The organism is Pseudomonas sp. PS02290 (assembly GCF_029960075.1).
In the GTDB taxonomy this organism is placed as follows: domain Bacteria; phylum Pseudomonadota; class Gammaproteobacteria; order Pseudomonadales; family Pseudomonadaceae; genus Aquipseudomonas.
In genome coordinates this window covers 39,556-61,610 of sequence record NZ_JASCOY010000002.1, presented here as the reverse complement: position 1 = coordinate 61,610, position 22,055 = coordinate 39,556, and the positions used below count along the sequence as shown (strand labels likewise).

Below are 22,055 nucleotides of genomic sequence, written 5' to 3'. Positions count from 1 at the left end.
TTGCGCTCGGTAACGTTTCCTACACGACTGGCGAATTGCTATTGCATTCATGGACTTGCGGAAATCGTCTGCAACGGCCGTATCCCGCTGCGACGTCGTATCTGAAACATCCTGGCGTAATTCTTGCGTAAAAAATAAATAACAGAGCTGTTGTGTTCTCTTTACGAAGAGCCGCCACACGTCCTGATCCGTACAAAAATCCTTCTAAGGTTGGTTCCATGAGCAGCACACCCAACGCTTCAAACCTTGAACAAGGGCTCAAACCGCGGCACATCACCATGCTGTCGATCGCCGGCGTAATCGGCGCCGGCCTCTTCGTAGGCTCCGGTCACGCGATTGCCGAAGCCGGGCCGGCCGTACTTCTGGCCTACGGCGCCGCAGGTACGCTGGTGGTGCTGGTGATGCGCATGCTGGCGGAAATGGCCGTCGCTTCGCCGGACACCGGTTCTTTTTCGACTTACGCCGACCGCGCGATCGGGCACTGGGCCGGCTTCACCATCGGCTGGTTGTACTGGTGGTTCTGGGTGTTGGTCATTCCGCTGGAAGCCAACGCCGCCGCGACGATTCTCCACGCGTGGTTCCCGAACGTGGCGATCTGGGCGTTCACGCTGGTGATCACTCTGCTGCTGACCGCGACCAACCTGTTCAGCGTGAAGAACTACGGGGAGTTCGAGTTCTGGTTCGCGCTGATCAAGGTCATTGCGATCATTGGCTTCGTGCTGCTGGGCATTGCGGCGGTGTTTGGTCTGCTGCCCAACAGCCAGGTCAGCGGCGTGAGCCACTTGTACGACACGCAGGGCTTCCTGCCTAACGGCATGGGTGCTGTGCTCGCAGCGATGCTGACCACCATGTTCTCGTTCATGGGGACCGAGATTGTCACCATCGCGGCAGCTGAATCGAAGAATCCCGGTCAGCAAATCACCAAGGCCACCAACTCGGTGATCTGGCGGATCTGCCTGTTCTACCTGCTCTCGATCCTCCTCGTCGTCTCGCTGGTGCCGTGGAACGACAGCCGTCTGGCTGAAGTGGGCTCGTACCAGACCGTGCTTGATCTGATGGGCATTCCGAACGCCAAGCTGATCGTCGACATCGTCGTGCTGGTCGCCGTGACCAGTTGCCTGAACTCGGCGCTGTACACGGCTTCGCGCATGCTGTTTTCCCTCGGCAAACGTGGCGACGCGCCTGCTGTTTCCCAGCGCACCACCAAAGCCGGCACGCCTTATTGGGCGGTGCTGCTGTCGACCGGTGCCGCGTTTGCCGCCGTGTTCGCCAACTACGTCGCACCCGCAGCGGTGTTCGACTTCCTGCTGGCAAGCTCGGGCGCGATCGCGCTGCTGGTGTATCTGGTCATCGCCGTCTCCCAGCTGCGTATGCGCCGCAAGCGTGAAGCAGCAGGCCAGGCCATCGACTTCCGCATGTGGCTGTTCCCGGGCCTGACCTGGGCGGTGATCGTGTTCATCGTCGCCGTACTGACCATCATGCTGTTCCAGGAAGGCCACCGCATGGAAATCATCGCCACCGGGCTGCTGAGCATCCTGGTCGTGGCGGCCGGTTTGATCGTGTCGAACCGTCGCAAGGCGGGGAAGGCAGGGAAGGTTGTGCTGAATTGATGGGGGAGTGAGTCGGTTGTGACCGACCGCTGTCGAGAAGCCGCTATCAGGGATGATGGCGGTTTTTTTTGTCTCGACGGTCGGGTCACGGTGGGAGGTTCAGCGTCTTAGCTCATCCTGGCCAGCACCGATCTCCCCCGCACCTGATGCAGCACCACCGCCGCCAGATGCAGCGCCACCAACCCTGCCAACACGGCACACAGAACGTGATGCACCTGATGCAGCTCCAGCAGCATGATTTTCGAGTGGATGAGCTGTGGCAGCGGCACCAGCGCCAGCAGCATGACCGGGTGGCTCATCATCAGCACCCCGGTAATCAGTACGCCCGCCACCGCCCCATAGATCGCCTTGTGCGCAGCGCTCGCCAGTCGCGCCTGGATGTTTTTAGCGGAGTGCCGCGCAGGGGCTTTGATCGCCAGCCACAACCGCCAGACGAAGAACGGAATAAACAGGCTGGTCAACTGCGGATTGAACGACTCGACCCATTGCCGAAAAGGGTCGTTCTGATCCAGCAATGCCACGCCGAAGCCGCTGAACGTCGCCCACAAGATGACGGCGGCAGACAGCCAATGCAGGAAGATTCGGGTTCGGGAGTAAGGGCTCGTTCCGTCTGAAGCCGGTTCAGGCGAAGGAGTGATTGGGAGTGTCAAAACGGCCAGCCTTTAGTTGAGAAGGAGTTGCATTCTCGTAATGGCGCAAAGCTACCGTTTTGACCGGGGTCATGTAAATGAAAAAACGTTTTAAGAACGCCCGCCTGCGGTCTGTGCGTTCTTTTTCTGCAGGATCACTGACGCTTCGTTGTAGGCGCTCTGAAATGCGTCGCTGCCGATCCATTCAACGGCCGAGTCTTCGTCTTCTTCGTGAAACAGTCCGCGGTAGGTGATCAGCAGGCCCATCATGAAGTCGGTCGCCGGCTCTTCGTCTTCTTCGGCGATCACCAGCTCAAGCACCGGGTATTGCAGGAAGACCACGCACAGCGCCAGCAAACTTATCGATTCGGCCTGCTTCATCGCTTCGAACAGGTCGTCGAAATCCGCCGGGTCGAAGCCGTTCTCTTCGATGTCTTTGAAATCGAACGTGCTCAGGTCGATCTCGACGTCATCGAAGGGCTCGTTGACGAAGGCATGATTGAGCACCGGGTGAATGACGCTCGGCCGGGCCTTGCCGGAACGGTTCTGCTTGGCCTTGGCCTTTGCCCGTTGGGCGCGTTTTTGCTGTTTGTCGGGGGAGGCCATGACGGCGGTTCCTTGTGCGGTGCAGCCATTCGCATGGCCCAGATCATCGGGCGCGTATTGTATTCAGTCTTGTGCCGGTTCGTCGTACTTGTTGCGGTCGATCCCCAGCATCTCCATTGTGGATTCCATCTCGATCTCGTCGAGAACGGCGCGGAACGCTTCGTAGAAATCGTCGTCGTGAATGCGCGCCCTGACGGTCGCCTCATCCAGTCCGTGGGCCCACATCATGTAGGCGCCCAGCGTGTTCACCAGGACGTCGAGGTAGTTGTCGAAGTCGATGTCGTAGAAAGCGTGGGCCGCTATCGGACCTCTGGCGAAGGCATCGAGCAGATCGAGGAACCCTTGCTGCTCGGCACGCTTGAGGACTTCGTAATGGGCGAGGCGTTGCTCCTCAGACGGCGCTGGCGCAGGGGACTGGTAAACCTCCGTCAACAGCATTTCGTCCTCAGTGATCGACATCCCGATATCCTCGCCCCTGATCACCGCCGCCATCGCCTCCCGCTCTTCCTCGTCCATGGTTTCGAGGATGTCGGGCTCTACGAAATTCTTGAGCAGGGTATCGTCGTCGAGCAGCGATGTGTCGTCGTCCGAGAAGAAATCAGGCATGAAGTAATCCGGGACGATCGGGCTGGGCGTCTGCGGGTGCTGGCGGGCGACTCGCTGCTCTTTGGCTTTGGTCTTGGCGCGCTTGGCTCGTTTCTGTTGCTTGCTGACAGATGCCATCACGAAGTCCTCTAGTCGGCTCACGCCTGCAATGTTAATAAATCGCGCCCAATAAAAAACCCCTGAATATTTCGATTCAGGGTTTTTTCGGTATTTATGTTGAATCTTTGGTGCCTGTCCATCCCGGCGCTGGCCACCCGCCGGTAGTTCTACCTTATCAAGATTTATCCACGGCAGCCGATGTGTGGGTATGAGCATCCCGCTGGACATACTCTGAGTTGAATCTCCCTTGCCCAGTCCAGCACCGTCGTTTTAGTCCTGCTCGATGCTTCTCCGAGAGGCTACTTCACCCACTTGAGATTGAATCCATGCGAATAACTGTACCGGTACTACTTTTAGGAATGCTTGGCGCTCAATGCGCGCTGGCGGCTGGGGATGGAACATCCGCAGTGGGCGGAGGCATAGGCGGTGCGCTTGGGAATGTCATTGGACAGCAAATGGGTGGAAGCACCGGCGCGGCGGTTGGTGCTGGTGTCGGCGGAGCCGCTGGCGGGGCTTTAGGCGCCAAAAGAGGAAGCAAGGCCGAAGCGGCTATCGGCGGCGGGCTGGGATCAGCGGGTGGGTCTGTCATTGGTAACCAGTTGGGTGGCTCAACAGGGTCAACCATAGGTGCCGGCTTGGGCGGTGCTGCCGGAGGCGCAGTGGGTAGCAACTTGGCAGATGACGGCGGCGACAATCGATCTCACGGCAAGCGACATGGGCACAAGAAAAACAAGCATGATCGATAGACCGGCGATCTGCTCCCATATCTCCAATCGCGCGACTTGAGCGACGACACAGCGCGATTGTCGGAGACGTCGGCCAGCACCTGGGCGTCTTCACGCAGATCCGGCTCTGAGCTCACGAATCCATTCACATCTATCCGGGATTACATGGAAACGGTGGGGAACCGTGAAAAGCAAAAAGCCCGCACGAGGCGGGCTTCTTGTGTGTTTTCAGGTGTGCTTGGCATCACCTGAAAACGAAAGGTGGTGCCAGAGACGGAATCGAACAGTAGCCTACGGGCTGCGCTATATAAGGCGTAGGCTGTTTTGGTGTCTCAGTTCTACTCACAAATCTACTCGCTTTTCTGAATCCTTCGGCCCCTTGGCTTTATTTCTGATGTCCAAAATAGTCTCAGCATCATATGTTCACGGTGCCGACGAACGGTTAGATCAGGTTGAGCGCGCCAAACGGCGGTGCCGATACGCGTGGCGCGGCATCAATAACCTTGGCACACGCTTCTGTCCGGCATTATTTCTCCCTCGTAGTGGTGCTGAGCACACATCGCAAGGTCTACGCCGTACGGTAGCGGAATGTGTATCGGCTCTCCATAACCGACATCGATCCGCCTCACAATGCGCTCGTTAGCACTTAGAACTTTCGAATCCTGGGGAATCTCATCTTTGAAATAATGACCTTTTACGTCGATGACGTGAGACCTGCCGACGCGATAGTTCAGGTCGACCGCAACGGTTACCTTCGTTGCACTCACCGATACAATTTGAGCGGTGCCCTCCACTACCCCTATGCCCAGCGAGCAGTTATTTTCTGATTCACACGAACGTAGGCTCATTGGTGGATAGCTTAGTTGAGTCGCGCCTCCTGATGACTGCTTTACGTCCAGTCGCGCGCCGACGCCATGGGCATGCTGTCCTGAAAAATCAGGACCTAACACGGATACGGTGACCAAAGCTGAGTCTTGTGGAGCAGATTTTCCACCGGCACAACCCGCAATCACCGCGTAGACAACTACAGCGACGAACCGAAAGCCCATATGCATAAAACGCTCTCCTTGAATTGATTGAATACCCTTAACTGCGTGGTTGGAAGAGGCACTGTGTAGTGGATCGGCAGGTCAGGTTGTTTCATGAGGTCGATAGGGGCGGACCGTCGGTCCTGAGGCTAGAGGTCGCGGTTGATGCTGCAGGTCTGATTGATCAGCAGCGTCGTTATACTGGCCGCCGGGCGACTCGCCAGCCTCCGCTTCATCCGCGCAACGGTGCCCGACACTTTCGCTCCCACAGGCTTCCAAGGCGTGGCAACCACCGTGGCAACTTCTGTCGTGGAAACCTGCGGCGCGCTCATGCATCGTAAAGCTAGCTTTGTCACTGGGGCGTGAGCGCCTGGCGCCGTGCGGTACCGGACAGCATCTCACCTGCTCCTCGTGCCTAACTTCCCTCATGCGGCCTACGAGTCGCCTTGATCTTCTCGATGCTCCAGGCGAGCACCTCTGATTTAATCCAGGCAACAGCCTGTTCACCGATCTTGATCTGCCCCGGGAACTTGCCATCCTTCGCCAGCCGGTAGATCGTCGCGGTGCTCAGGCCCGTAAGTCGCTTCACCTCAGGCAGTCGGATGAACTCAATCGCCGCGGCATCTGGTTTGTCGTCCATCACCAAGGTCCTCCGGGACTTGGGTCAGCGTCGTCCGGACGGCGCGCGCCCCATGAGTCGATCATGCTCCGCCTTCGCAGACCTGTGTCGAGCGTCCAGATAATCGGCAAGGTCGTTCACGTGGACACCGCAGGCTGACTTCTGGCTTTGCTCGAGCTTGACCAGCGGCAGGTCGATCTGGCCGGCAGCGATCTTCGTCTTCAACTTCTCGGGTGTCAGGTGAGTGAAGTAGTCGGAGCAGATTCGCTCCAGGGGAATGATGACCTGGCCGTCGTACTGGGCCATGAGTAGGAAAAGCGTTTTCATGGGGCAGTGACTAAAGATTAGAACGGAAGGAATTCATGTCGGCCGGCGGGGAATCCAGTTGCGCAGGCTATCTCCAGCAGCGCAGGTCAGCAGATCGAATTCTTCCCTATTGAGCCGACCGTCGTTCAATGCTTGGGTGAGATAGGCGCCGACCAGGAGCGTGTTGAGCTCGGCGATTTCTGGCGAATCAGCCAACTCAATATCGTTGATGAGGTTCCTGGCTTGAGCCATCACGGCTTCCGATGCAATCTGCATTTCAATCTCGGTCGTCGACGTTGTGCCGAATAAGCTTCGGTCGCTTGGCGCACGGATTCTGTCCCCCGGGGCGCGATTGTGCAGAGGTCATGCCCGCGCAGCAAGCTCGCCGACGCGCAACTCAACGGACTGCTCCACCACAAGGTAAAGCGCCTCGATCGACGCTGGCTGAAGAGCTTTCAAACGCTCCACCCCCAGCACGAACCCCTCTGCCCGAAGCCCGGCCCGCTCTGCCTCATCGTTGGACGTGGCTCGCCTGATTGAGGCGAGGAGGATATCGAGTTCCTGCCGGACGGCAGCGGGCATCATGATGGTGTCGTGATTCATGATGTTCTCCTTGCGCAATCTGTTGATGATAGACGAGCCCGGGGATTGAGCTCTCGGTGTTTGCTGAGTGCGTTGTATGACCTCGACGAGACCTCGTACCGTTCGTACCAGCCGCAGCGCAAAAGGGTGGATACCCGAAGTGGATACCGATGGGGCGTAAATGCGGGATTTCCCGTATTTAAAAACCAGTATCTCGCCGCAACCATATTCATGACGAATACGGATGATCTACGCTTACCGCTCCACAGGAAGGGATACGGTCATGAGCGAAGACAGGGAAAGGGCGTTGTTGCTGGCGCTGAAAGCGGTTTTGAACGTGGCCGGTAAGCAGGGCCTCAACATCGATGAGCTGTCAGAGGCAGCAGTTGATGAGCTGCTGCAATACCGCGCCTACGACGCCGAGCACGTGCCAATAGCGATTACCGAAATAGAGGTGGCAGTTGACGCGCTGCAGGTCTGAGTGATCAGTTGCGGCGCTATGCCCGCTTGCCGAGCGACTCATCGGCGCCCATACAAACGCGTAACCTGTTCCGTGACCTTCGATCCCACAAGTTGCCAAAGCGTGGAAACCACCGTGGCAACCGCAGAGGCAGGAAACGGAAAGGCTGTGCAACGGCTGGCGTACCAGCTTCCGCGTACTGGGCAGTCTCACGCGTACGGGGTGTTGTCTTCGAATACATAGGAGTTGTATTTCGCGTCTACAGACGCAACGCGCCCAAGATCCAGCATAGTGCCTTCTGTACCGCCATGGCTGAGCTTTGGTGCCATTGGATGCGTACTGGTCAGCGAGACTAGGTTGCTGTTCCTTAACAGGGTGCTTCTGACCTTAAATCGCTCGCACCAGCAGCGATGCCAATCTCACCACGTTCAAAAGTTTTCCGATGCTTTGCCGATATAGGCGTACCTAACCCGGAGATTTGTACATGGGACACAACGCGCAGGACGAAAAAGCCACAAGCGACTTCATGGACGCGGGAGCCATCCGCTTAGGGTTCGATGCCCATGAAAATCAATGGATGGTAGAAACGTGGATATGTCCAGAGCATTTGAATTCTGAAGACCCAGTGGACCTTGTCGCCAGAGCGATTGAGGCTAGCGACCGGCTGGTTCCAAATCTCACCATCTGCCTCAAGGTTGAGGGCGACGACATTCCCGAGTACTTGATATCGGGAATCGAAAAATTGGCCGACTCAGGATATCCGGCGAAAGTAATCGTTGTTTGTGGCGACTACAGCACCCATAAGCCGGGTAATCTTCTTTCTAACCGGCTCATACAGGCTGTGGCCAAATGCAATCCTGGTGGCATGCTTTGGCACCCGATCGCCAAAATTGGCGTACATGGTCCGACACGCCAGATCTTGCCGCAGGCGGCCCCTTAAATACTGATCTAACCCGTGGTTTCATCAGTCCGCCAGCAATCGCGCCAGCCGATCTTCGTACGGTTCTTCGCCGTTTGATTCGTCGATACCGTACGCCTGGCGCTCGGCCTTGATCAGCTTGAGCTCAGCGTCGACGCCTGCGTTCAGCGAGCGGGAAAACTCCGCCTGGTTGCCGGTCGTTACCTCGGTATTGACCAGTGACTGTCTGAGCCGCCCGGCGATCTGCTCCCAGACCTCCAATCTAGCAATCTGAGCGACGACGACACCCGCGCGTTTGTCCGAGACATCAGCCACCACCTGAGCATCTTCACGCAGATCCGGCTCTGATCGATCGGTGCGTGAAGTGGTGCGTGAAATCTTTTGGCGGGTGGCCGCGCGCACTTGCTCCGTGAGGTCGCGCTGCCAGCCTTGAGTCTTGGCCCGACTGCGGATGGTTCCCTCTTTGGTGCCGTGCGCCTGAGCGAGTGCGCGCAGCGATCCAGCGCCAGCACGATACGCTCGCTCGATCGCTTCCCAGTCCGGAGCTTCCCTCTTGGTCATGCCGACCTGCGCCTGGCGGGCGCGCCGATGCCGTGCATGCTCCAGCCGGTCATGAAGGTGGTTCGCCGGAGTTCAGGCGTCAGTGCCTCAGTCCAGCTCTCGCCGCGGTGCCGGCGCATCTTCACCGTCTGCCACTTCAAGCCTCTGAGGGCCGCCCACATCATCGCTGGGCGCGTGACGTCATCAAAGGTAACCAGGGTGGCGCCGGCGCAGATAGTCGTGCGAATAGGTCTGCGCGGAATGACAACTGAGGATAAATCAGAGGTGAGAGCATGCATGGTCGGCCATCTCGGGTGATCTAGACGTGACCGAATTTATGTGACTGTAGAAAGTGTGCCTGCTTCTGCTGGGGGAGGAACTCGAAAGTTCTCACTGGCGTCCCTGTGGTAGCAGTCGTCGGCGTTCAGTTGCTTCGGCTGGCGCTCCTCTTGCACTCGGACTGACCTGTCATCAGGAACGCGATGATTTGCAAAGGGCAGGCGGACTGACGCTATCGTGAGCAGGCGAGAGATCGGCAGGTAGACCACTTAAGGCGTGTTGTAACGTTACATCGAAAGTGCGGCCGTCGACGGGGGCGCCCGTGGAAATCTCATACGATTTCCCAGCGCATGTGCTTGGACTACCATGGGAAGCAGGTCGGATCTCGGGACATACTTTCCTCAAGGTTAAGACCTGCTGCTACTCCTCAGCTCCGCCTTGCCACTTGTCTTTGTCTAATGGATGGCAAGCTGCAAGAAGATCTGCAAATGACTCAGGAATGATTCCCTTCTCCAGCTTGGCCGCAAATACCGAGTACACGTCGGTTTTACTACCAGCCTTCCTGATGCTGTCTTGGTCATTAATCCAAACGTAAATGATCGTCTTGGGAGCCTCAGACCTGAACTGGAAAAATAGACGATAGCGAGGGTTCATTCCCTGCTTCTTCACGCGCCGCCAGTAGCCGCGGGTTTTCCCCAGAGTCTTGCCCTGGCGGAACGATGGGCTGTCCGGGTTGCTTGGAACGTTCACGAAGATGTTTTGAGCAATGGCCTCTAAAAGCTTGAACGATGGATGGTGATGAAACCCTTCAGGATCTCTATCGAGTGCTCGCTCGACTTCGGAGGTCAGTTCCTCGAGGCGCTGAACGAAAAACGGGTGAGCATATAAAGCCCACCCGTTTTCAACGTGAATAGTGCTTTCAGACACTATCAGCCCTCAAGCAGCTCGCGACGACGGTTCATCTCGGCCTTCGCCCTAAGGCCATTGATTCGGCCAATCAGTGATCGAGAGAGAGGTTTGACCGAATCAGGATGGTTCTTGATGTCGGCGTCGAGGTGATCCAGAAACGCTGCTTCACAATCGAATTCAGCTTTCTTCTCAGCGAACGATACGACGTTGGTCTTTGACATGTGTGAGGTGCCTCAATTGAGAGCAATTCCCTGAGCGTGGTAGCAGGGTTGTGTTCGTGTGACTACAAGCGATCGCAAGTGACATAGTGATTATATCGATTGATCGTATTTGAGCAAGGTCCGCCGGGCGCTGCTGACGCTCGGAGGGCACTAACCCCGGTGAAAACTTTTTCTGCGCTGTGTTGCGTAGCAATCTGTACGGCACCCAAGCATTGCGAAGGTTCAAATCATCAATAGCAACTCATGCGGTTTGTCCAGGGGGGCGGCTGATATTGAGGAGCCTGCTTGATGATGATCACCGGCGGAGGTCGCCCGACTCCTGCAGCGATCCGAGCTTGGAGCTTGGCTCGGGCTTCGCGCTGCCGCTGAACCCCATCGAACTGTACTGTCGGGAATGATGGTGAGCGTCCCAGCCACAGAAGCGATAGTCGTCAGGACTGGCAAAGAAGAGGGATGTATCTCACGACCTGACCCTTGGCGCGTAAATGATGGTTATCACTTACATCGGCCGGGAGTGAGTCGTCTTGAGTAGGAGGGATGAAGACTATCGATCTGGCTTGGCAAAACCCTCGACGATCCAGACGCAGACCATGCCGAACAGGTAGAGGACGACAAGCGGGGCGATACCGATCTTGATCAATTCACCCCAGAAATCCGCGTCATTCCAACCGATGAATATCCCAAAGCCGAGCCAAAGCGCTGCGAGTAGGAAGAACACCCTGCGAAATCCCTGCTTGTAGGCGAAGCGAATGCGGACCTTTTGCATGGTGCCCCCTATGCGTAGGGCACCATGATAAGGGTTACCGGTTGACGTGGGTAGGAGGCAGCTCAATCGGTCCAGGCTTGCGCACTTGCTCGGTCAGATAGACCAGCGGACCGACCGTTGCGATGCGCGCGCGCGCTGAGTTGCCCAACGCTTTTTCCCATGACCGGTACGCCTGTGTTCGGACCAATTGTTTCTCGCGGGCCAGCACGTTCGCCTTGAGCTGGCCACCCGCGGCCGCGTAGGACTTCAGCAGATTTCCCAGCTGCGGCGATGCAAGCAGATCAGCTGCTTTCTGCTGAATCGGCACGGCGTTTTTACGCATACCCGCAACGACAGCAATGGTTGCACCAAGCCCTGGGACACCTACGGCAGAACCTACGCCTTCCGCAGCCACTGCTGGCTTGGCGATTCCCCATATCCGGCTGATCACGCCACCTTCTCCCAAATAGTCATCCAGCGCATTACGAGAGATTCCGGTGTGCCTGGTTTGTTTGGACGCGTCGCTGATACCTCTCGCGACTGTGGCGATATCGTCCAGGCGCTTGATAGCGTCCTCTGGGAGATGTTTCTCGAACCTGCTCCGGGCAGCGCCATGGCGCGTAACCCCACCCCACCAATCTGCGAATCCCGTCGGTGAAAGCTGTCGTTGTCCCGATTTCGCCGTAAATGCGTCGTTCAACGCAGTCGCGATCGCAGACTGCCTATCAGCCTGAGGGATGCGGGCAATGATGTTGTCGAAGTTTTTGAAGTTGCCCACGCCCAGTTGCTTCACCGAGGAACCAAGGCTGGTGGCGATCGAGCCCGAAAGATCCTTGCCGAGAACCGTCTGCAGGCCGCTTTCGAGTGTCTTCCGTTGCGCAACGAGCGACTTCGCACCTTGGTAGATTGCTCCAAGGTCAGGGCTCACCGCATTTACCAGCGCTTCCTGGTCGCGGGTGAGCGTGCTGTACAGCGCGTCCAGTTGGCCTTGCTGCATGTCTTTGAAGGGGCCGCTGCGGCTGTAGCCCTGCCCGATCTGCTTTCGAACGAGGTCAATCGCACTGTAGGTCGGGTGCGTCACAATTCTCTGCACAGTTCCTGGGATCAGCGGATTGGGCTCTGTTCGAACTTTCGGAGCAAGAATACTGAGCGCTTTACGCTCATTCGCATTGAGCAGCGGCGCCCCGCCCAGGTCGGCGATCTTTCCGTCCAGAAATGCGATCGTGTTGTAGGCAGGGGTCTGTGTTGTTCTTGGAATCTGCTTTCCGATGTAACCATAAAGGTCGTCTGCCTGGCCTTTGAGGCCGTCAACGGTTTGCATCGCATTGCGCTTGAATTGGTCCGAGAAGGCAGCTTTGTCAGTGTTACCACCGAATTCGGTGATCAGCTCATCAGCGCGCTGGGACAGTTTGCCCAGCACCGCGGCACGCTGAGCTCCAAGGTCATTGCCAGGGCTAGCCGCAAGCGCCCCCTCAATGTCCCTGTATGTCTGATTTCCGGATATCTGGCCGGGCGTTAGCCCATCTACCCCTAAGCGCTCGGCAGCATCCATGATCGATTGTTGCGGCCGGATGGTCGCAGCCAGATCAGCCAGCGCCACATCAGCGCCGCGCGCGGGTGCCATGGCAGCATCAACAACTGACTTCGCGGTACCACGCAAATCCGGCTCAGCCCCGCTCCCGTTGACACTGAGCCGGGCGCCGCCTTGAGGGTCTACCGCAAAATCACTTACGCGGCCGGACGCAGACTCCGGCCCTTCGATCACTCGTTGAGCGCCAGAGCCAGGCAGAAAGCGTTCAGGAGTTGCTTTCCTAACCGCACCTGACAGCGCTCCGACCACCGCAGGTGCTGCGCCGCCGATTACGCCTCCCAGCAACGCGCCGGTGCCCGCCTCAGACAGACGATCCGAGACATCACCGTCCGCCGATCCGAAGCCATAGGCGCCTCCCTGAGCAGCGCCTATGGCAGCGCTTTTTGCAGAAGTCGTCGCCAATGTGGCCCGGGCGCCGTTGCCCAACAACGACCCACCGCCTGAGAGAAGCGCTGGTGCGACCGCCCCGGCAACTCCCCCCAACGTGTTCAGCACCGGGTGCTGATCCTCTGAAGCCTTGATGTACGCTCGCTGGTCGACGAGGTTCTTGTCGTACCGGTCGGAGAAGGTCTCGCCACCATTGCCAGTGCCGAACACTGGCTGGACAGCGGCATCCAGCCCGGCAAAGAGCTCGTCTTTGCCACCGAATAGAAGCATGTCTTCCAGCCCGTTCTGGACCGCACCAAAGGCGCTTATCTCCGGCGCGGGTGATTCTGGAGTGGTCTGAGGGGAGGGTTGGTTTTGGGCCTCAGGCTGCGCTTGCGTCGCTTGTGGCTGGAACTGGCTCCACGGCCCATCTGCCGGAGGGGCTTCCTCAGCGGTTGGCGCCGACAACGGACCGGTTTGATACATCTCCCATGGGCCGGCCATTATTGCCTCCTCCAGCTTGCAGGGTTAGCGGGATCGCCGCCTTGGAATACATGGCCTTGCATCACGGTACCGACCGCCGGGCCAGCTCTGCCTGCCGGCGCGCCACCTTGGTTGACGGGGCTGGTGATGTTGGCGACATTGCCGAGGCCGCCTCGGATGCTTTGCAGCGACCGCGTGCGAGCAGCTTCCTTCTGCTTGATAACCTCCGGTGAATCGCCTGACTGAGGCAGATAGGTTTTCCCGTAAATATCCTTTTCTTCTTGCGTCAACGCCGCGCCGCTGTCCTTGCGAAGCAGGGCATTGAGGTATTCGCTCCCTGATTGTTCGGCTCTTTGCCTCTCACTTGATACAAGCGAGTTTGCCAAGGAAGAATTTCCTACGCCGCCTGGCAAGCCGCGGATCAAGGAATCGGTGATTCCCCGCCAAGTGCCTCGGTCACCGGTCGCAGCACTCGTAAGCGCCATGCCGTTGCTGGCCAGCTCACCATTTGCCGCATTGCCCCGCTCGTAGTAGTTGTAGTCCTTGGATTGGCCCTCGGTGAGCTTCGGGGCGCCCGTCGGGTTAGCTTCGTTGGTGAGCTTGGCAGTGGATGCTTGGGTGTGCGCGATGTCCGCCTGAGTGAGCTGCTGGGCGAGCCCTTGCTTGTTGAATGGATCAATCATGGATCGGTAAGCCTGCCGCTGCGCATCGGTTGCGCCGGGGCCTGTCGAAGCCGTCCACGCATCTTCCAAACGTTGGTTCTGACGCGTTGCCCCGGCCTGGACCTGCCCCGCGCGCAAATTCTCCAGTGATCGTTGGGCGCCTATAGCGTTGCGTTCAAGGCCTGCTTGCTGCTGCTGGCCGAGCTGCGCTTCTGCAACATCGGCTCGGGTCAGCGGCTTGCTGCTGTCACGTACGATCCCGATCGTAGCGCCCTGAGCCGCTCGGGTATTTGCCAAATCGACCTTGTCCTCTGCGCGGTAGCCCGCCCGCAGGTCATTCGCCCGTTGGAAGCGGGTCAGGGCCAGCTGCGCATCGCCCTGGTTAGATTGGCTGAATGTGCCAACACCGTCGCCCATATTTGCTGACGAACCAAGTGCGGCGAAGCCTGGGCCCGACGACGCCCCACTGCGCCAGGCGTCGGTCAGATTAGCCTGCGGCTGCGGTGTGGGCGATTGGGCGACGCTGGATTGCGCGTAGCCCGGCATCGCGTCAGCGAGCGACGCTGGGCGCTGAGGGGGCTGTGCGGCGCTCGCTGTGGAGGGACCGCCAGGGCTGAGGTCGGACAGCGACGAGGGGAATCGTTGGGGGGGCTGCTGTTCAGGGCTTCCTGCTGCTGCGAATCCTGGCATTGAGGAGAGCCGCTGATCTGCAGGCTGGTTGGGTGCGGTGAAGTTCTTGGACGCTGTATTGAGCGTTGAGCCGAGGTTGCTAAATGACGCCTCTCCGTTTGCACCCACGCCGGCATAGATCGCGCTGCGTCCATCTCCGATGCCTGTTGGCCGCAAGCTCTCAAGGCTTTGAGCGGAAACAGGTGCGTCCGCAGTGACAGATGTGGCAGGCAGTTGCATTGCTGCGCGCCCCACCGGGCCACCAGGCGCCCCGGCAGCTGGCGTCGCCGTCGACTGCTGATATTGTGCTGGCAGGTTTGCCTGGTCGAATGAGGTTTGCTTCTTCTTACCCGTGGCGGTGACGGTGTCACCAGCCAGGTCAGGATCGTAATCATTGATGCTCGCCATCTGAGGCACTCCGCGTTGGGTAGACGTCGTCTTGACCCTCAGCGTTTGTGACTCGGTCACGCCATACAACACATAAATTCGACCGGCGACGCCCCGGGCTAACCATGGCGGAAAACGCTACGTTCGTAGCAGTTTCGGATTTGAGATCCAGAAGTGTGCGATTCGAGCTCTGACCCATTTAGGACTTGCTCGCAAACCCCACAGCCAACCGGCTGGGCTTCTGCTGGGTTATGAGGCTGTGCCACGAAACTACCAAAATCAGTCGACTCCACCATTCTTTCGGCAAGTTCGCCATATCCGTTCAGTGAACAGAAATCCGGACTCTCACACGTGCCAAGCGCACTCCTGGTAGCACGCTTAGTCAGCGATTCAGCATGGTTCGTGCTCGTTTCGTGCCGCGGATGTAGACGGTTCGTATCCGTCGCGGGCCCTACCGGATAAACCCTGCATTTGGTGCTTGCGCCCTCTGCATGACCATCTGGGCAACAGATGCCTAGAGAACGGCTAACGTCCGAATTGCTGCTGCCACGACTCGGACTGAAATCACGGAAATGAGTTGCTGATACAGGTTAAACATTGCGGATTCCCGCAATGGCGGCGCAGTATCAGGCCGCCGAAAGTCAGATGGAAAAGGAGTTCACGATGACAAAGCTTTTCACCAAGCGGTTTAACGAACTAGAACAGCAGCTTGAGCAGATCGCATCGTCTAAAACAACCTCGGTTAGCCAACTCACCGGCTCCGCCGGGTTTTATGTTGATCAGAATGCGTTGTTGAATTGGCAGATAAAGGCTAAAACCCTACTGATAGCAGTTTGCGGGGAATCCTCTCATCAGTTGAGGAGTTTCCACGCAGCAAGGCACGTGGTGATGGGCACAAACTACGAAGCGCTCATCCAACTGCGCGCGGTGTTTCTGGCAGTGAAAGACGATTTTGAAGGTGGTTATCTCAACACCCTTCGAGACCTAGTCCACGCCGAGGTATTCGGAAGTGAGCTTGAGCAGGCCGCTGAACTTCTATCTGCAGGGTATGCGTCCGCAGCCGCAGTCATCGCGGGTGTGGTACTAGAAACGAATGTCCGCAACCTCTGCACCGATCGAGGCATCGAACACGGCAAGCTGGACAAGATGAATGCAGACCTCACCAAAGCTGGCGCATACAACTCCATTCAGCAGAAGCGCATCACTGCTATGGCGGGCATTCGAAACGCGGCCGCGCACGGTGATACGGGCAAATTCAATCCCAGTGACGTCAAGGGCATGATTGATGACGTCGAGCGCTTTCTGGCCACTAACCTTCAATGATCACGCCCCGGAACAGCGTGATACCACCCCGGCAGGAGATGCCGGAAAGTTTGCCGGCATCTCGAAGTGGATAATCCCACTTCGAGGGGGTAATAATTTCATAGGTTTTTGCACCTGCCCGACGCGCTTGACGCGCCTCACAGGGCGCAACTGACCAGTCAGAAATGCGGCAAGTCCAGTAAGCGTTAGGAGCTTCATATGGAACCGGAGATTATCCACATCCCTGAGCTTGCACTGATGCTCGGTCGTTCTGAGTCAGCGATCAGGAGCGCCAGGCAAGCGGGCGCGGCTTGGCTCCCACCATCGTTCATGCAAGGCAGTCGGGTTTGCTGGCGGGTGAGCACCGTTCGGCAATTCCTGCAGGAATGTGAGAGCGGCTTGCATGCTCCTAGACGGCCCGGCCGGAAACGCCAGACGCCGCCGACACTCACCACCGGATAATCTTCTGCCATCTCCCCCAGACGCATAGTATTTTGCAGCTGCCCGAGGTATGCCGAGATGTGAGCAGATCTGCTCACATCGCTGGGCTGAGTATTCAGCTCAGACGGATGGCCGGCCGAGTCGGTTTTGGTTGGTCTTATGCCCACTACCCCGGATCGGGGTAGTGGCAATCGGGAGTCGTTCCGATTTTCTCGGTACAAAGCCCGAGTGTGTAGAAAACGCCACAGTGTGTGGGTTTCTACACAGTGGAAGCCAGGGCGATTGTCGTCCAATCCTTGCCCTAAGTGCGTGGCGCTGAGGTTCAAAATTCGTCGGGGCCGAGGCGCTGCCTTCCCTCATACCTGGGCTTTGGGTAACATCAGATGGCGGCTAATGTTCGGTTAAACCACTACCGGTTTATCCCAGTTATCAGAAGGCATTAGACCAAAACTTGCGCATCAGCAACGTGAGAACTCACGCGAGGGTGGTGCTGATATGGAACGCGAGGAAGGCTGGACGCCTTGCTCTTACGTCAAGGACATCCATGACTTCTAGTTTTGTTGCGTACATCGATGAGTCAGGGGATGAGGGATTCACGTTCAAGCCCGACGGAAGCGGATCTTCACGCTGGTTAATTTTATCTGCGCTGGTGGTCAGAAAAGACAAGGACATGCTCTTGGTGGATGCCGCCAAGAGAACGCGTGAAGCTATCCGTTACGAGCCTAAAAAGCCGATTCATTTCTGCAAGCTGAAGCATGAGCAGAGAACCCCAGCTGCTCGTATAACTGGCGAGCTTCCAGTGCGGACTGTGAGTATCTTGATTCATAAGCCGTCGATTAAGTCCCCAGAGAACTTTCAAAGCCAGCCGTACTCGCTATACAGATACGCCAGCCGATTGCTCCTAGAGCGCGTTTCCTGGCTTTGCCGAGACCATGCCATCAAAGGTCAAGGAGATGGTCGCGTGGAGTTGATCTATTCGAATAGGTCGGCAATGTCCTACAAGGATTTATGCGGCTACATAGGCCAACTTCATCACAAGCCTGGTGCCCAGGAGATCAAAATTGACTGGGATGTGATCGACGAAAATATGGTCAGGGCGGTTAACCATGACCAACTGGCAGGGCTTCAGCTGGCCGATATTGTCGCTTCGAGCGTGTATCAGTCCGTTAACCCAAACCTGTACGGCGATGTCGAAGAAAAGTATCTCCAACTCCTCTCGAAGACGGTCTATAAGCACAAGGGGCGTCACGACGGATACGGGCTGAAATTCTGGTGCGGAGACAGGCAAACTATTGACCGCGTTTGCGCTCTGGCGAAGGGATGACTGAATTTTAGGCAAAAAAAAGCAGGCCCTGAGTTCGAGGATCCCACCCTTTTCGGGCTGTCACTGTTACCAGCAACCTCTACAAACCTCACGCTTGCCTGCCGAATTATTAAAGCAAATCTGTGTGCCTACGTATACCCCATTTGCTAAGACATCTATAGAATGCCGCGCATTTTTTGGCCACACAGAAACGCTGCGAAGCATTCTGGGCTGCCAGGATGGTCAGCTTCCGCTGCCAATCGCCCGGCCTAATCCCCAGCTGGTCATCCCCGTGTGTGTCTGACAGCTCTGCTAGTCATCCCATCGAGCTACCGCGCCGTACGCCACCGGTCGGACGATTTACGCCGAACCAAGTGGCCTACCGCAATTCCCTGTTACACGGGCTGTTACATCGGACTTTTACGGCTAAAAGTGATCCTGACTCACATTTAAATCATCACGCCTCAATGTCACGCGCCACGATTTGCGTCGATGGCGTTTCGTGGCGCGGGAGCTGTCCGAGATGCGTCCCAGGCAGGTTGTGGAAAACCCCCAACCAAGGATGGGGAAACCTGCAAAGAAGGCTGCTACGGACCGGGGTGGACGAATCGCTTGAGCGTCGCCAGTCCCTCTACCGCCGACCGGCACCCCTCCTGCGCCTTCACTGCTGAGCCGATCAGTGCCGCCAGTGATTCGGGCTCTGTTGCTCTCTGTGCTTGCGACAGCAGGCTGTAGAACAGCGCATCCAACGCTTCGGCGTGGCCGGCAAGCATGGCCTGTGGACGCGAGAGGTCGCCGGCCAGGACAAGCCCGATCTGATGCTTCACGTCCTCGATGACGGCCTGCTCGCCGAGCATCGAATAAGGTTTGATGGTGCTGATCAACACCGCCGCCTTCAGTTCGGGTGAAAGGTCTGAGAGGGATAACGGCTTACCGACTTCTGGCTGGTTCTGCGGCTTCATGGTGAACTCCTGCTGGTAGTGAGCGGTGGTGGGTCAGTGGACCATTACAGAGGCGGCGGCAAACACCGACACAGGCCGGTCAAAATTAAACGGCGCGTCAGCCGGCTCGGCAGCTTCTGCGCGCTCTGCGCGACTGTTGGCGCGGACTTCCTCCATGTAAGCAGCGAAGAATGCTTGGCAGAGCGGGCCGCCGTCGCACCATCCGAGGTTCTTCACGTCAGCACTGTCCTCAACGCGAGCCTCGAAGATCACCCCGCGCAATGTCACGCCCTCAGTGCGCGCCTCGGCTCGATGAACAGGATTCACATTGAGAACGTCGCACAGACGATCAAAGCCAAGCGCGGCGGCGATCCCGCCCCCGTCGGCCGTCATCAACCGGCCGAACTGCGCGAGCCGTGCCGATATGTAATCGCACTCCTCGCGGCGGTGTGCTGAGGCTTGATCCTGCAGCACTTCCATGTCGAGGATCGAATAAGGCAGGTCTTTGCGAAGCTTCTCGGCTTTGCGCTGGAAAGCCTTCCGCTCATGCCAGATGTCGTCGCGGATCGAAAGCAGGATGCGGCAGGTGCGTCGAGTGACGATCAACATGGTGCCCGGGCTGGAATCAGGTTTTGCTGCGATCGCATGCAGGTCGCTGACGAGTTTCGGGATCATTTGCCGACTCCCTGGGCTCGTTTGAGCAGGCGTATGGAAAGGGTGTGGGTATGGTTTAAGTAGGAGTGGTCCATATTTGGTACCTGTGGCATCTGAAAACCCCCTCCACAGGTACTAAAAATGGTACCTGTGGATACGTTTGATGGCTCATATGGTCCATATTTAGTACCTGTGGCATGGTCACAGGTACCATTTATGGACCGGTAGAAATCGAAATTCGGGATCGCTCCCAGTCGTTAGTCGGCGCTCTGTGGTTCCAGCACGGTAGCCAAGTGAGTCGCCAGGTCCGGGTTTTGGACTGAGCCCTGGAACAGAAGAGGCTTTCGTCGACCATCACGATAAATCCCCCCTCCGCCAGCTCATCGAAGATCCGGAGCGCGACGGTCCTCGAGCACGGGATCTCGGCTTGAGCCTGCCGCACACCAAACCCAACCGGCCCTGCGGGCGTCCAGTGCCTCTGCATGAGCGTCATGAGCACCTTCGCTTGGGCTGACAAGCCGAGATAGGCCGGAGAGGACAGCATTCGGCGCTGGATAGCGACGACCCCTCCAACCTGATCAAACGGTAGGCGGCTCCTCTTGCTCATTTAGAAAGCTCGATCACTGGGATGGAGGAATAGGCCGTTCATGCCGCGCCGTCCGGCTCAAAACGCGCCAGTACCGCATTGAGCTTGGTCGCGGTCTTGCGTAGCTGGGCGGCGCGGGCTTTATCCGGCTCGCTGTCCCGCAGCGCGGTTATGTCGTTGAAGACAATCACCAGCAGCACGAAACTGTATTCGTCGATATGCGCCGGACGGTCGTCACGGATGATCCCGGCCGCATCGTCAAAGCTGATCACGTCACCCATTTCTGACGCCCTCAGCGAACACCCGGACAACTGCGCCGTTGTTCTCGGCGTGCCATTTGGTGAAGTGGTCGAGCTCGGCCTGGCTCGACGTCACGGTGGCGCCATCGCTGCGCATCACCTGCCGGCCGCATTCGGCATCAGCGGCGGTCAGGAACGGCCCGAGGAGTGGCTTTGCGCACTTCGGATGACTAACAAAGAACAGCGTCATTGCTTTTTTCAGGCAAGCCGAACCCGCCGGCGCAAGTGCGCCGTTTTCGAATTTCATGGTTTAAACCTCTTTCGGACTACTGCTTAAAGATGGGATGACCGTACTTAAGTCGGTAATTTCGCACTTCCGACACGCAACACTTCACGACGCAGATGCTTGTCGCGGTACGCCTTGGCCTCAGATGGAAAACCATCAAGTTCGTTGTCCAGGCGCTCGGCCCACTGCGCCACCTTCGTGGACCACTCTTCCATAACGATGATGCCAAGCTGGGCCGTAGCATCGGCGAGACTGTCTTTTGGGGACTTCTCGGCGAGTAGGTCGAACAAAGCGTTCATCTGGTTGAAAGCGTTCTGAACCTCATACAGGTCATCAAGGGCGCCGTAGGCGATCTCAAACAGTGAACGGCTCATGCTTCACCCCCTGGGAACATACGGTTAACCCGCTGCTCAGCTTTTTCAGCCTCTTCCCAGCAGTACTGCGATGTTATCTGCAGCCCAGTACCGAGCCCGGCGATGATATTGGGGGTGAACACCTCGTCAGATACTTCATCGTTCGCAAAAGCCTCCATCAACCGGCCGACCGCCGTCATGAAGTCGCAAGCACGTTTCATGGTCAGGCAATTAACTTCGTTGGTGGCTTTTAGTTGGTACAGAGCCTCGGCCGGGGTAATGCGTGGCTTGGCGCTCATTGCACACCTCCCTGTTCCATCAGCGCTGCGACAACATCAGCGTAAGCCTCGGCCACCTTCTGGGCGTGCTTGGCGGCAGTGCGCGCACGATCGATCGGCAGTTTCGGCGAGGCCATCAGCGCCAGCGAAAGGCTCAGCATGACCAGCGTCTCGTGAACGTCGGCAAGGCCGAGCGGCGCGTCGACGGCTGGGGTTGTTGCTTTTGGGAATGGGATAATCATGCCGCACCTCCAACGCTTTCAAGCGAGCGGACGATGGACATGTGATGGTTGAAACGTTTCAAACGGACGGACAGGGACGAGTTTGCGCGGAGGGCGCTCAGAGCCATGCGGCGATGAGCAATTGCGCGGATTCTGGACGGATTCAGGGCGGTCATTGGTCGAGCTCCTTTTGCTGAGGAGCTACCGTTTTCACTTCCACATGAAAGGCGGTAGCGCTGTACGGGTGTGGAAGATCGGGGCAAAAGGAACCCGACAGGACCGAAGTCCTCCCGCACAGCACCACCATAAACTGCAGGCGAAAAAAAACTCCGCGCTGGTAGGTGGAGCTTGTGCTCCTCATGCTTGCCAGGCTTCCACACCCGGATCGCTGAATTTGCAGCGATGGGGTG

At 57.7% G+C, this 22,055-nt stretch carries 28 protein-coding genes; 7 read left to right on the top strand and 21 right to left on the bottom strand.

Features of this window, described 5'->3' with window-relative positions:
- Window positions 1–218: 218 nt before the first annotated feature.
- Window positions 219–1,610, top strand: a complete 1,392-nt coding sequence (gabP, locus tag QMX88_RS01780; RefSeq protein WP_282365668.1) for a GABA permease — start codon at window positions 219–221, stop codon at window positions 1,608–1,610.
- A gap of 107 nt (window positions 1,611–1,717) precedes the next feature.
- On the opposite strand, the gene QMX88_RS01775 is transcribed toward gabP, so the two are convergent.
- The 3 genes from QMX88_RS01775 to QMX88_RS01765 form a co-directional block, all read right to left on the bottom strand.
- Entirely contained in the window at window positions 1,718–2,260 is a 543-nt protein-coding gene (locus QMX88_RS01775) for a cytochrome b (protein WP_282365666.1), read from the bottom strand.
- 90 nt (window positions 2,261–2,350) lie between these two features.
- Window positions 2,351–2,845: a hypothetical protein gene (locus QMX88_RS01770; RefSeq protein WP_282365665.1), complete on the bottom strand. Its 495-nt coding sequence runs from the start codon at window positions 2,843–2,845 to the stop codon at window positions 2,351–2,353.
- Window positions 2,846–2,908: 63 nt separating this feature from the next.
- A complete protein-coding gene (locus tag QMX88_RS01765) occupies window positions 2,909–3,568 on the bottom strand; it encodes a hypothetical protein (protein WP_282365664.1) in 660 nt (219 codons plus the stop codon).
- A 308-nt stretch (window positions 3,569–3,876) separates the two neighbouring features.
- On the opposite strand from QMX88_RS01765, the gene QMX88_RS01760 reads away from it, so the two are divergent.
- Entirely contained in the window at window positions 3,877–4,296 is a 420-nt protein-coding gene (locus tag QMX88_RS01760; RefSeq protein ID WP_282365662.1) for a glycine zipper domain-containing protein, read from the top strand.
- Between the two features lie 473 nt (window positions 4,297–4,769).
- Here the strand turns inward: QMX88_RS01760 and QMX88_RS01755 are convergent, their stop codons facing one another.
- From QMX88_RS01755 to QMX88_RS01735, 5 genes are all read right to left on the bottom strand, one after another.
- The gene (locus tag QMX88_RS01755; RefSeq protein WP_282365660.1) at window positions 4,770–5,330 is read right to left on the bottom strand and encodes a hypothetical protein; all 561 of its coding nucleotides are present in this window, start codon (window positions 5,328–5,330) and stop codon (window positions 4,770–4,772) included.
- A 388-nt stretch (window positions 5,331–5,718) separates the two neighbouring features.
- Window positions 5,719–5,943, bottom strand: coding sequence for a helix-turn-helix transcriptional regulator (locus QMX88_RS01750; RefSeq protein WP_282365657.1), 225 nt, complete (start codon window positions 5,941–5,943; stop codon window positions 5,719–5,721).
- A 24-nt stretch (window positions 5,944–5,967) separates the two neighbouring features.
- Window positions 5,968–6,249, bottom strand: a complete 282-nt coding sequence (locus QMX88_RS01745; RefSeq protein ID WP_282365655.1) for a pyocin activator PrtN family protein — start codon at window positions 6,247–6,249, stop codon at window positions 5,968–5,970.
- Between the two features lie 33 nt (window positions 6,250–6,282).
- The gene (locus tag QMX88_RS01740; RefSeq protein ID WP_282365653.1) at window positions 6,283–6,504 is read right to left on the bottom strand and encodes a hypothetical protein; all 222 of its coding nucleotides are present in this window, start codon (window positions 6,502–6,504) and stop codon (window positions 6,283–6,285) included.
- Window positions 6,505–6,591: 87 nt separating this feature from the next.
- Entirely contained in the window at window positions 6,592–6,831 is a 240-nt protein-coding gene (locus tag QMX88_RS01735; RefSeq protein ID WP_282365651.1) for a hypothetical protein, read from the bottom strand.
- Window positions 6,832–7,093: 262 nt separating this feature from the next.
- On the opposite strand from QMX88_RS01735, the gene QMX88_RS01730 reads away from it, so the two are divergent.
- Window positions 7,094–7,291, top strand: coding sequence for a hypothetical protein (locus tag QMX88_RS01730; RefSeq protein ID WP_282365649.1), 198 nt, complete (start codon window positions 7,094–7,096; stop codon window positions 7,289–7,291).
- A gap of 463 nt (window positions 7,292–7,754) precedes the next feature.
- Window positions 7,755–8,210 (top strand): hypothetical protein, encoded by a 456-nt coding sequence (locus tag QMX88_RS01725; RefSeq protein ID WP_282365647.1) that lies wholly within the window; start codon window positions 7,755–7,757, stop codon window positions 8,208–8,210.
- A gap of 24 nt (window positions 8,211–8,234) precedes the next feature.
- Here the strand turns inward: QMX88_RS01725 and QMX88_RS01720 are convergent, their stop codons facing one another.
- The 6 genes from QMX88_RS01720 to QMX88_RS01695 form a co-directional block, all read right to left on the bottom strand.
- Complete coding sequence (locus tag QMX88_RS01720; protein ID WP_282365645.1) at window positions 8,235–8,750, bottom strand: hypothetical protein; 516 nt, start codon at window positions 8,748–8,750, stop codon at window positions 8,235–8,237.
- 678 nt (window positions 8,751–9,428) lie between these two features.
- Window positions 9,429–9,935: a type II toxin-antitoxin system YhaV family toxin gene (locus QMX88_RS01715; RefSeq protein WP_282365643.1), complete on the bottom strand. Its 507-nt coding sequence runs from the start codon at window positions 9,933–9,935 to the stop codon at window positions 9,429–9,431.
- 2 nt (window positions 9,936–9,937) lie between these two features.
- Window positions 9,938–10,138 carry a hypothetical protein gene (locus QMX88_RS01710; RefSeq protein WP_282365641.1) on the bottom strand — a complete coding sequence of 67 codons (201 nt, stop codon included), beginning with the start codon at window positions 10,136–10,138 and terminating at the stop codon, window positions 9,938–9,940.
- A gap of 544 nt (window positions 10,139–10,682) precedes the next feature.
- Window positions 10,683–10,904, bottom strand: coding sequence for a hypothetical protein (locus QMX88_RS01705; RefSeq protein WP_282365639.1), 222 nt, complete (start codon window positions 10,902–10,904; stop codon window positions 10,683–10,685).
- A gap of 34 nt (window positions 10,905–10,938) precedes the next feature.
- Window positions 10,939–13,131, bottom strand: coding sequence for a hypothetical protein (locus tag QMX88_RS01700; protein WP_282365637.1), 2,193 nt, complete (start codon window positions 13,129–13,131; stop codon window positions 10,939–10,941).
- A gap of 212 nt (window positions 13,132–13,343) precedes the next feature.
- Entirely contained in the window at window positions 13,344–15,062 is a 1,719-nt protein-coding gene (locus QMX88_RS01695) for a hypothetical protein (RefSeq protein WP_282365633.1), read from the bottom strand.
- A gap of 591 nt (window positions 15,063–15,653) precedes the next feature.
- Between QMX88_RS01695 and QMX88_RS01690 the strand changes: the two genes are divergently transcribed.
- From QMX88_RS01690 to QMX88_RS01685, 3 genes are all read left to right on the top strand, one after another.
- Window positions 15,654–16,364, top strand: coding sequence for a DUF4145 domain-containing protein (locus QMX88_RS01690; protein WP_282365630.1), 711 nt, complete (start codon window positions 15,654–15,656; stop codon window positions 16,362–16,364).
- Between the two features lie 198 nt (window positions 16,365–16,562).
- The gene (locus tag QMX88_RS29445) at window positions 16,563–16,805 is read left to right on the top strand and encodes a helix-turn-helix transcriptional regulator (RefSeq protein WP_336620210.1); all 243 of its coding nucleotides are present in this window, start codon (window positions 16,563–16,565) and stop codon (window positions 16,803–16,805) included.
- Window positions 16,806–17,328: 523 nt separating this feature from the next.
- On the top strand, window positions 17,329–18,108 hold the full coding sequence (locus tag QMX88_RS01685) for a DUF3800 domain-containing protein (RefSeq protein ID WP_282365628.1): 780 nt from the start codon (window positions 17,329–17,331) through the stop codon (window positions 18,106–18,108).
- Window positions 18,109–18,674: 566 nt separating this feature from the next.
- Here QMX88_RS01685 and QMX88_RS01680 read toward each other — a convergent pair.
- The 7 genes from QMX88_RS01680 to QMX88_RS01650 all read right to left on the bottom strand — a co-directional run bounded on the left by QMX88_RS01680 (window position 18,675) and on the right by QMX88_RS01650 (window position 21,666).
- Complete coding sequence (locus QMX88_RS01680) at window positions 18,675–19,049, bottom strand: hypothetical protein (RefSeq protein ID WP_282365626.1); 375 nt, start codon at window positions 19,047–19,049, stop codon at window positions 18,675–18,677.
- 33 nt (window positions 19,050–19,082) lie between these two features.
- Complete coding sequence (locus QMX88_RS01675; RefSeq protein WP_282365624.1) at window positions 19,083–19,703, bottom strand: hypothetical protein; 621 nt, start codon at window positions 19,701–19,703, stop codon at window positions 19,083–19,085.
- A 624-nt stretch (window positions 19,704–20,327) separates the two neighbouring features.
- Window positions 20,328–20,549 carry a hypothetical protein gene (locus QMX88_RS01670; RefSeq protein ID WP_282365622.1) on the bottom strand — a complete coding sequence of 74 codons (222 nt, stop codon included), beginning with the start codon at window positions 20,547–20,549 and terminating at the stop codon, window positions 20,328–20,330.
- Window positions 20,542–20,814 (bottom strand): hypothetical protein, encoded by a 273-nt coding sequence (locus tag QMX88_RS01665; protein WP_282365620.1) that lies wholly within the window; start codon window positions 20,812–20,814, stop codon window positions 20,542–20,544. Before QMX88_RS01665 ends, QMX88_RS01670 begins: the two co-directional genes overlap by 8 nt.
- Window positions 20,815–20,861: 47 nt before the next feature.
- A complete protein-coding gene (locus QMX88_RS01660) occupies window positions 20,862–21,167 on the bottom strand; it encodes a hypothetical protein (RefSeq protein ID WP_282365617.1) in 306 nt (101 codons plus the stop codon).
- Window positions 21,164–21,445: a hypothetical protein gene (locus tag QMX88_RS01655; protein WP_282365615.1), complete on the bottom strand. Its 282-nt coding sequence runs from the start codon at window positions 21,443–21,445 to the stop codon at window positions 21,164–21,166. Before QMX88_RS01655 ends, QMX88_RS01660 begins: the two co-directional genes overlap by 4 nt.
- The gene (locus QMX88_RS01650; protein WP_282365613.1) at window positions 21,442–21,666 is read right to left on the bottom strand and encodes a hypothetical protein; all 225 of its coding nucleotides are present in this window, start codon (window positions 21,664–21,666) and stop codon (window positions 21,442–21,444) included. Before QMX88_RS01650 ends, QMX88_RS01655 begins: the two co-directional genes overlap by 4 nt.
- Between the last annotated feature and the right edge of the window lie 389 nt (window positions 21,667–22,055).

What these genes read in the sequence shown, in the direction of transcription:
- gabP (WP_282365668.1), top strand. Translation starts at nt 219, where the DNA reads ATGAGCAGCACACCCAACGCTTCAAACCTTGAACAAGGGCTCAAACCG.
- QMX88_RS01770 (WP_282365665.1), bottom strand. Translation starts at nt 2,845, where the DNA reads ATGGCCTCCCCCGACAAACAGCAAAAACGCGCCCAACGGGCAAAGGCC.
- QMX88_RS01765 (WP_282365664.1), bottom strand. Translation starts at nt 3,568, where the DNA reads ATGGCATCTGTCAGCAAGCAACAGAAACGAGCCAAGCGCGCCAAGACC.
- QMX88_RS01760 (WP_282365662.1), top strand. Translation starts at nt 3,877, where the DNA reads ATGCGAATAACTGTACCGGTACTACTTTTAGGAATGCTTGGCGCTCAA.
- QMX88_RS01755 (WP_282365660.1), bottom strand. Translation starts at nt 5,330, where the DNA reads ATGCATATGGGCTTTCGGTTCGTCGCTGTAGTTGTCTACGCGGTGATT.
- QMX88_RS01750 (WP_282365657.1), bottom strand. Translation starts at nt 5,943, where the DNA reads ATGGACGACAAACCAGATGCCGCGGCGATTGAGTTCATCCGACTGCCT.
- QMX88_RS01745 (WP_282365655.1), bottom strand. Translation starts at nt 6,249, where the DNA reads ATGAAAACGCTTTTCCTACTCATGGCCCAGTACGACGGCCAGGTCATC.
- QMX88_RS01740 (WP_282365653.1), bottom strand. Translation starts at nt 6,504, where the DNA reads ATGCAGATTGCATCGGAAGCCGTGATGGCTCAAGCCAGGAACCTCATC.
- QMX88_RS01735 (WP_282365651.1), bottom strand. Translation starts at nt 6,831, where the DNA reads ATGAATCACGACACCATCATGATGCCCGCTGCCGTCCGGCAGGAACTC.
- QMX88_RS01730 (WP_282365649.1), top strand. Translation starts at nt 7,094, where the DNA reads ATGAGCGAAGACAGGGAAAGGGCGTTGTTGCTGGCGCTGAAAGCGGTT.
- QMX88_RS01725 (WP_282365647.1), top strand. Translation starts at nt 7,755, where the DNA reads ATGGGACACAACGCGCAGGACGAAAAAGCCACAAGCGACTTCATGGAC.
- QMX88_RS01720 (WP_282365645.1), bottom strand. Translation starts at nt 8,750, where the DNA reads ATGACCAAGAGGGAAGCTCCGGACTGGGAAGCGATCGAGCGAGCGTAT.
- QMX88_RS01710 (WP_282365641.1), bottom strand. Translation starts at nt 10,138, where the DNA reads ATGTCAAAGACCAACGTCGTATCGTTCGCTGAGAAGAAAGCTGAATTC.
- QMX88_RS01705 (WP_282365639.1), bottom strand. Translation starts at nt 10,904, where the DNA reads ATGCAAAAGGTCCGCATTCGCTTCGCCTACAAGCAGGGATTTCGCAGG.
- QMX88_RS01700 (WP_282365637.1), bottom strand. Translation starts at nt 13,131, where the DNA reads ATGCTTCTATTCGGTGGCAAAGACGAGCTCTTTGCCGGGCTGGATGCC.
- QMX88_RS01695 (WP_282365633.1), bottom strand. Translation starts at nt 15,062, where the DNA reads ATGGCGAGCATCAATGATTACGATCCTGACCTGGCTGGTGACACCGTC.
- QMX88_RS01690 (WP_282365630.1), top strand. Translation starts at nt 15,654, where the DNA reads ATGGCGGCGCAGTATCAGGCCGCCGAAAGTCAGATGGAAAAGGAGTTC.
- QMX88_RS29445 (WP_336620210.1), top strand. Translation starts at nt 16,563, where the DNA reads ATGGAACCGGAGATTATCCACATCCCTGAGCTTGCACTGATGCTCGGT.
- QMX88_RS01685 (WP_282365628.1), top strand. Translation starts at nt 17,329, where the DNA reads ATGACTTCTAGTTTTGTTGCGTACATCGATGAGTCAGGGGATGAGGGA.
- QMX88_RS01680 (WP_282365626.1), bottom strand. Translation starts at nt 19,049, where the DNA reads ATGAAGCCGCAGAACCAGCCAGAAGTCGGTAAGCCGTTATCCCTCTCA.
- QMX88_RS01675 (WP_282365624.1), bottom strand. Translation starts at nt 19,703, where the DNA reads ATGATCCCGAAACTCGTCAGCGACCTGCATGCGATCGCAGCAAAACCT.
- QMX88_RS01670 (WP_282365622.1), bottom strand. Translation starts at nt 20,549, where the DNA reads ATGGGTGACGTGATCAGCTTTGACGATGCGGCCGGGATCATCCGTGAC.
- QMX88_RS01665 (WP_282365620.1), bottom strand. Translation starts at nt 20,814, where the DNA reads ATGAAATTCGAAAACGGCGCACTTGCGCCGGCGGGTTCGGCTTGCCTG.
- QMX88_RS01660 (WP_282365617.1), bottom strand. Translation starts at nt 21,167, where the DNA reads ATGAGCCGTTCACTGTTTGAGATCGCCTACGGCGCCCTTGATGACCTG.
- QMX88_RS01655 (WP_282365615.1), bottom strand. Translation starts at nt 21,445, where the DNA reads ATGAGCGCCAAGCCACGCATTACCCCGGCCGAGGCTCTGTACCAACTA.
- QMX88_RS01650 (WP_282365613.1), bottom strand. Translation starts at nt 21,666, where the DNA reads ATGATTATCCCATTCCCAAAAGCAACAACCCCAGCCGTCGACGCGCCG.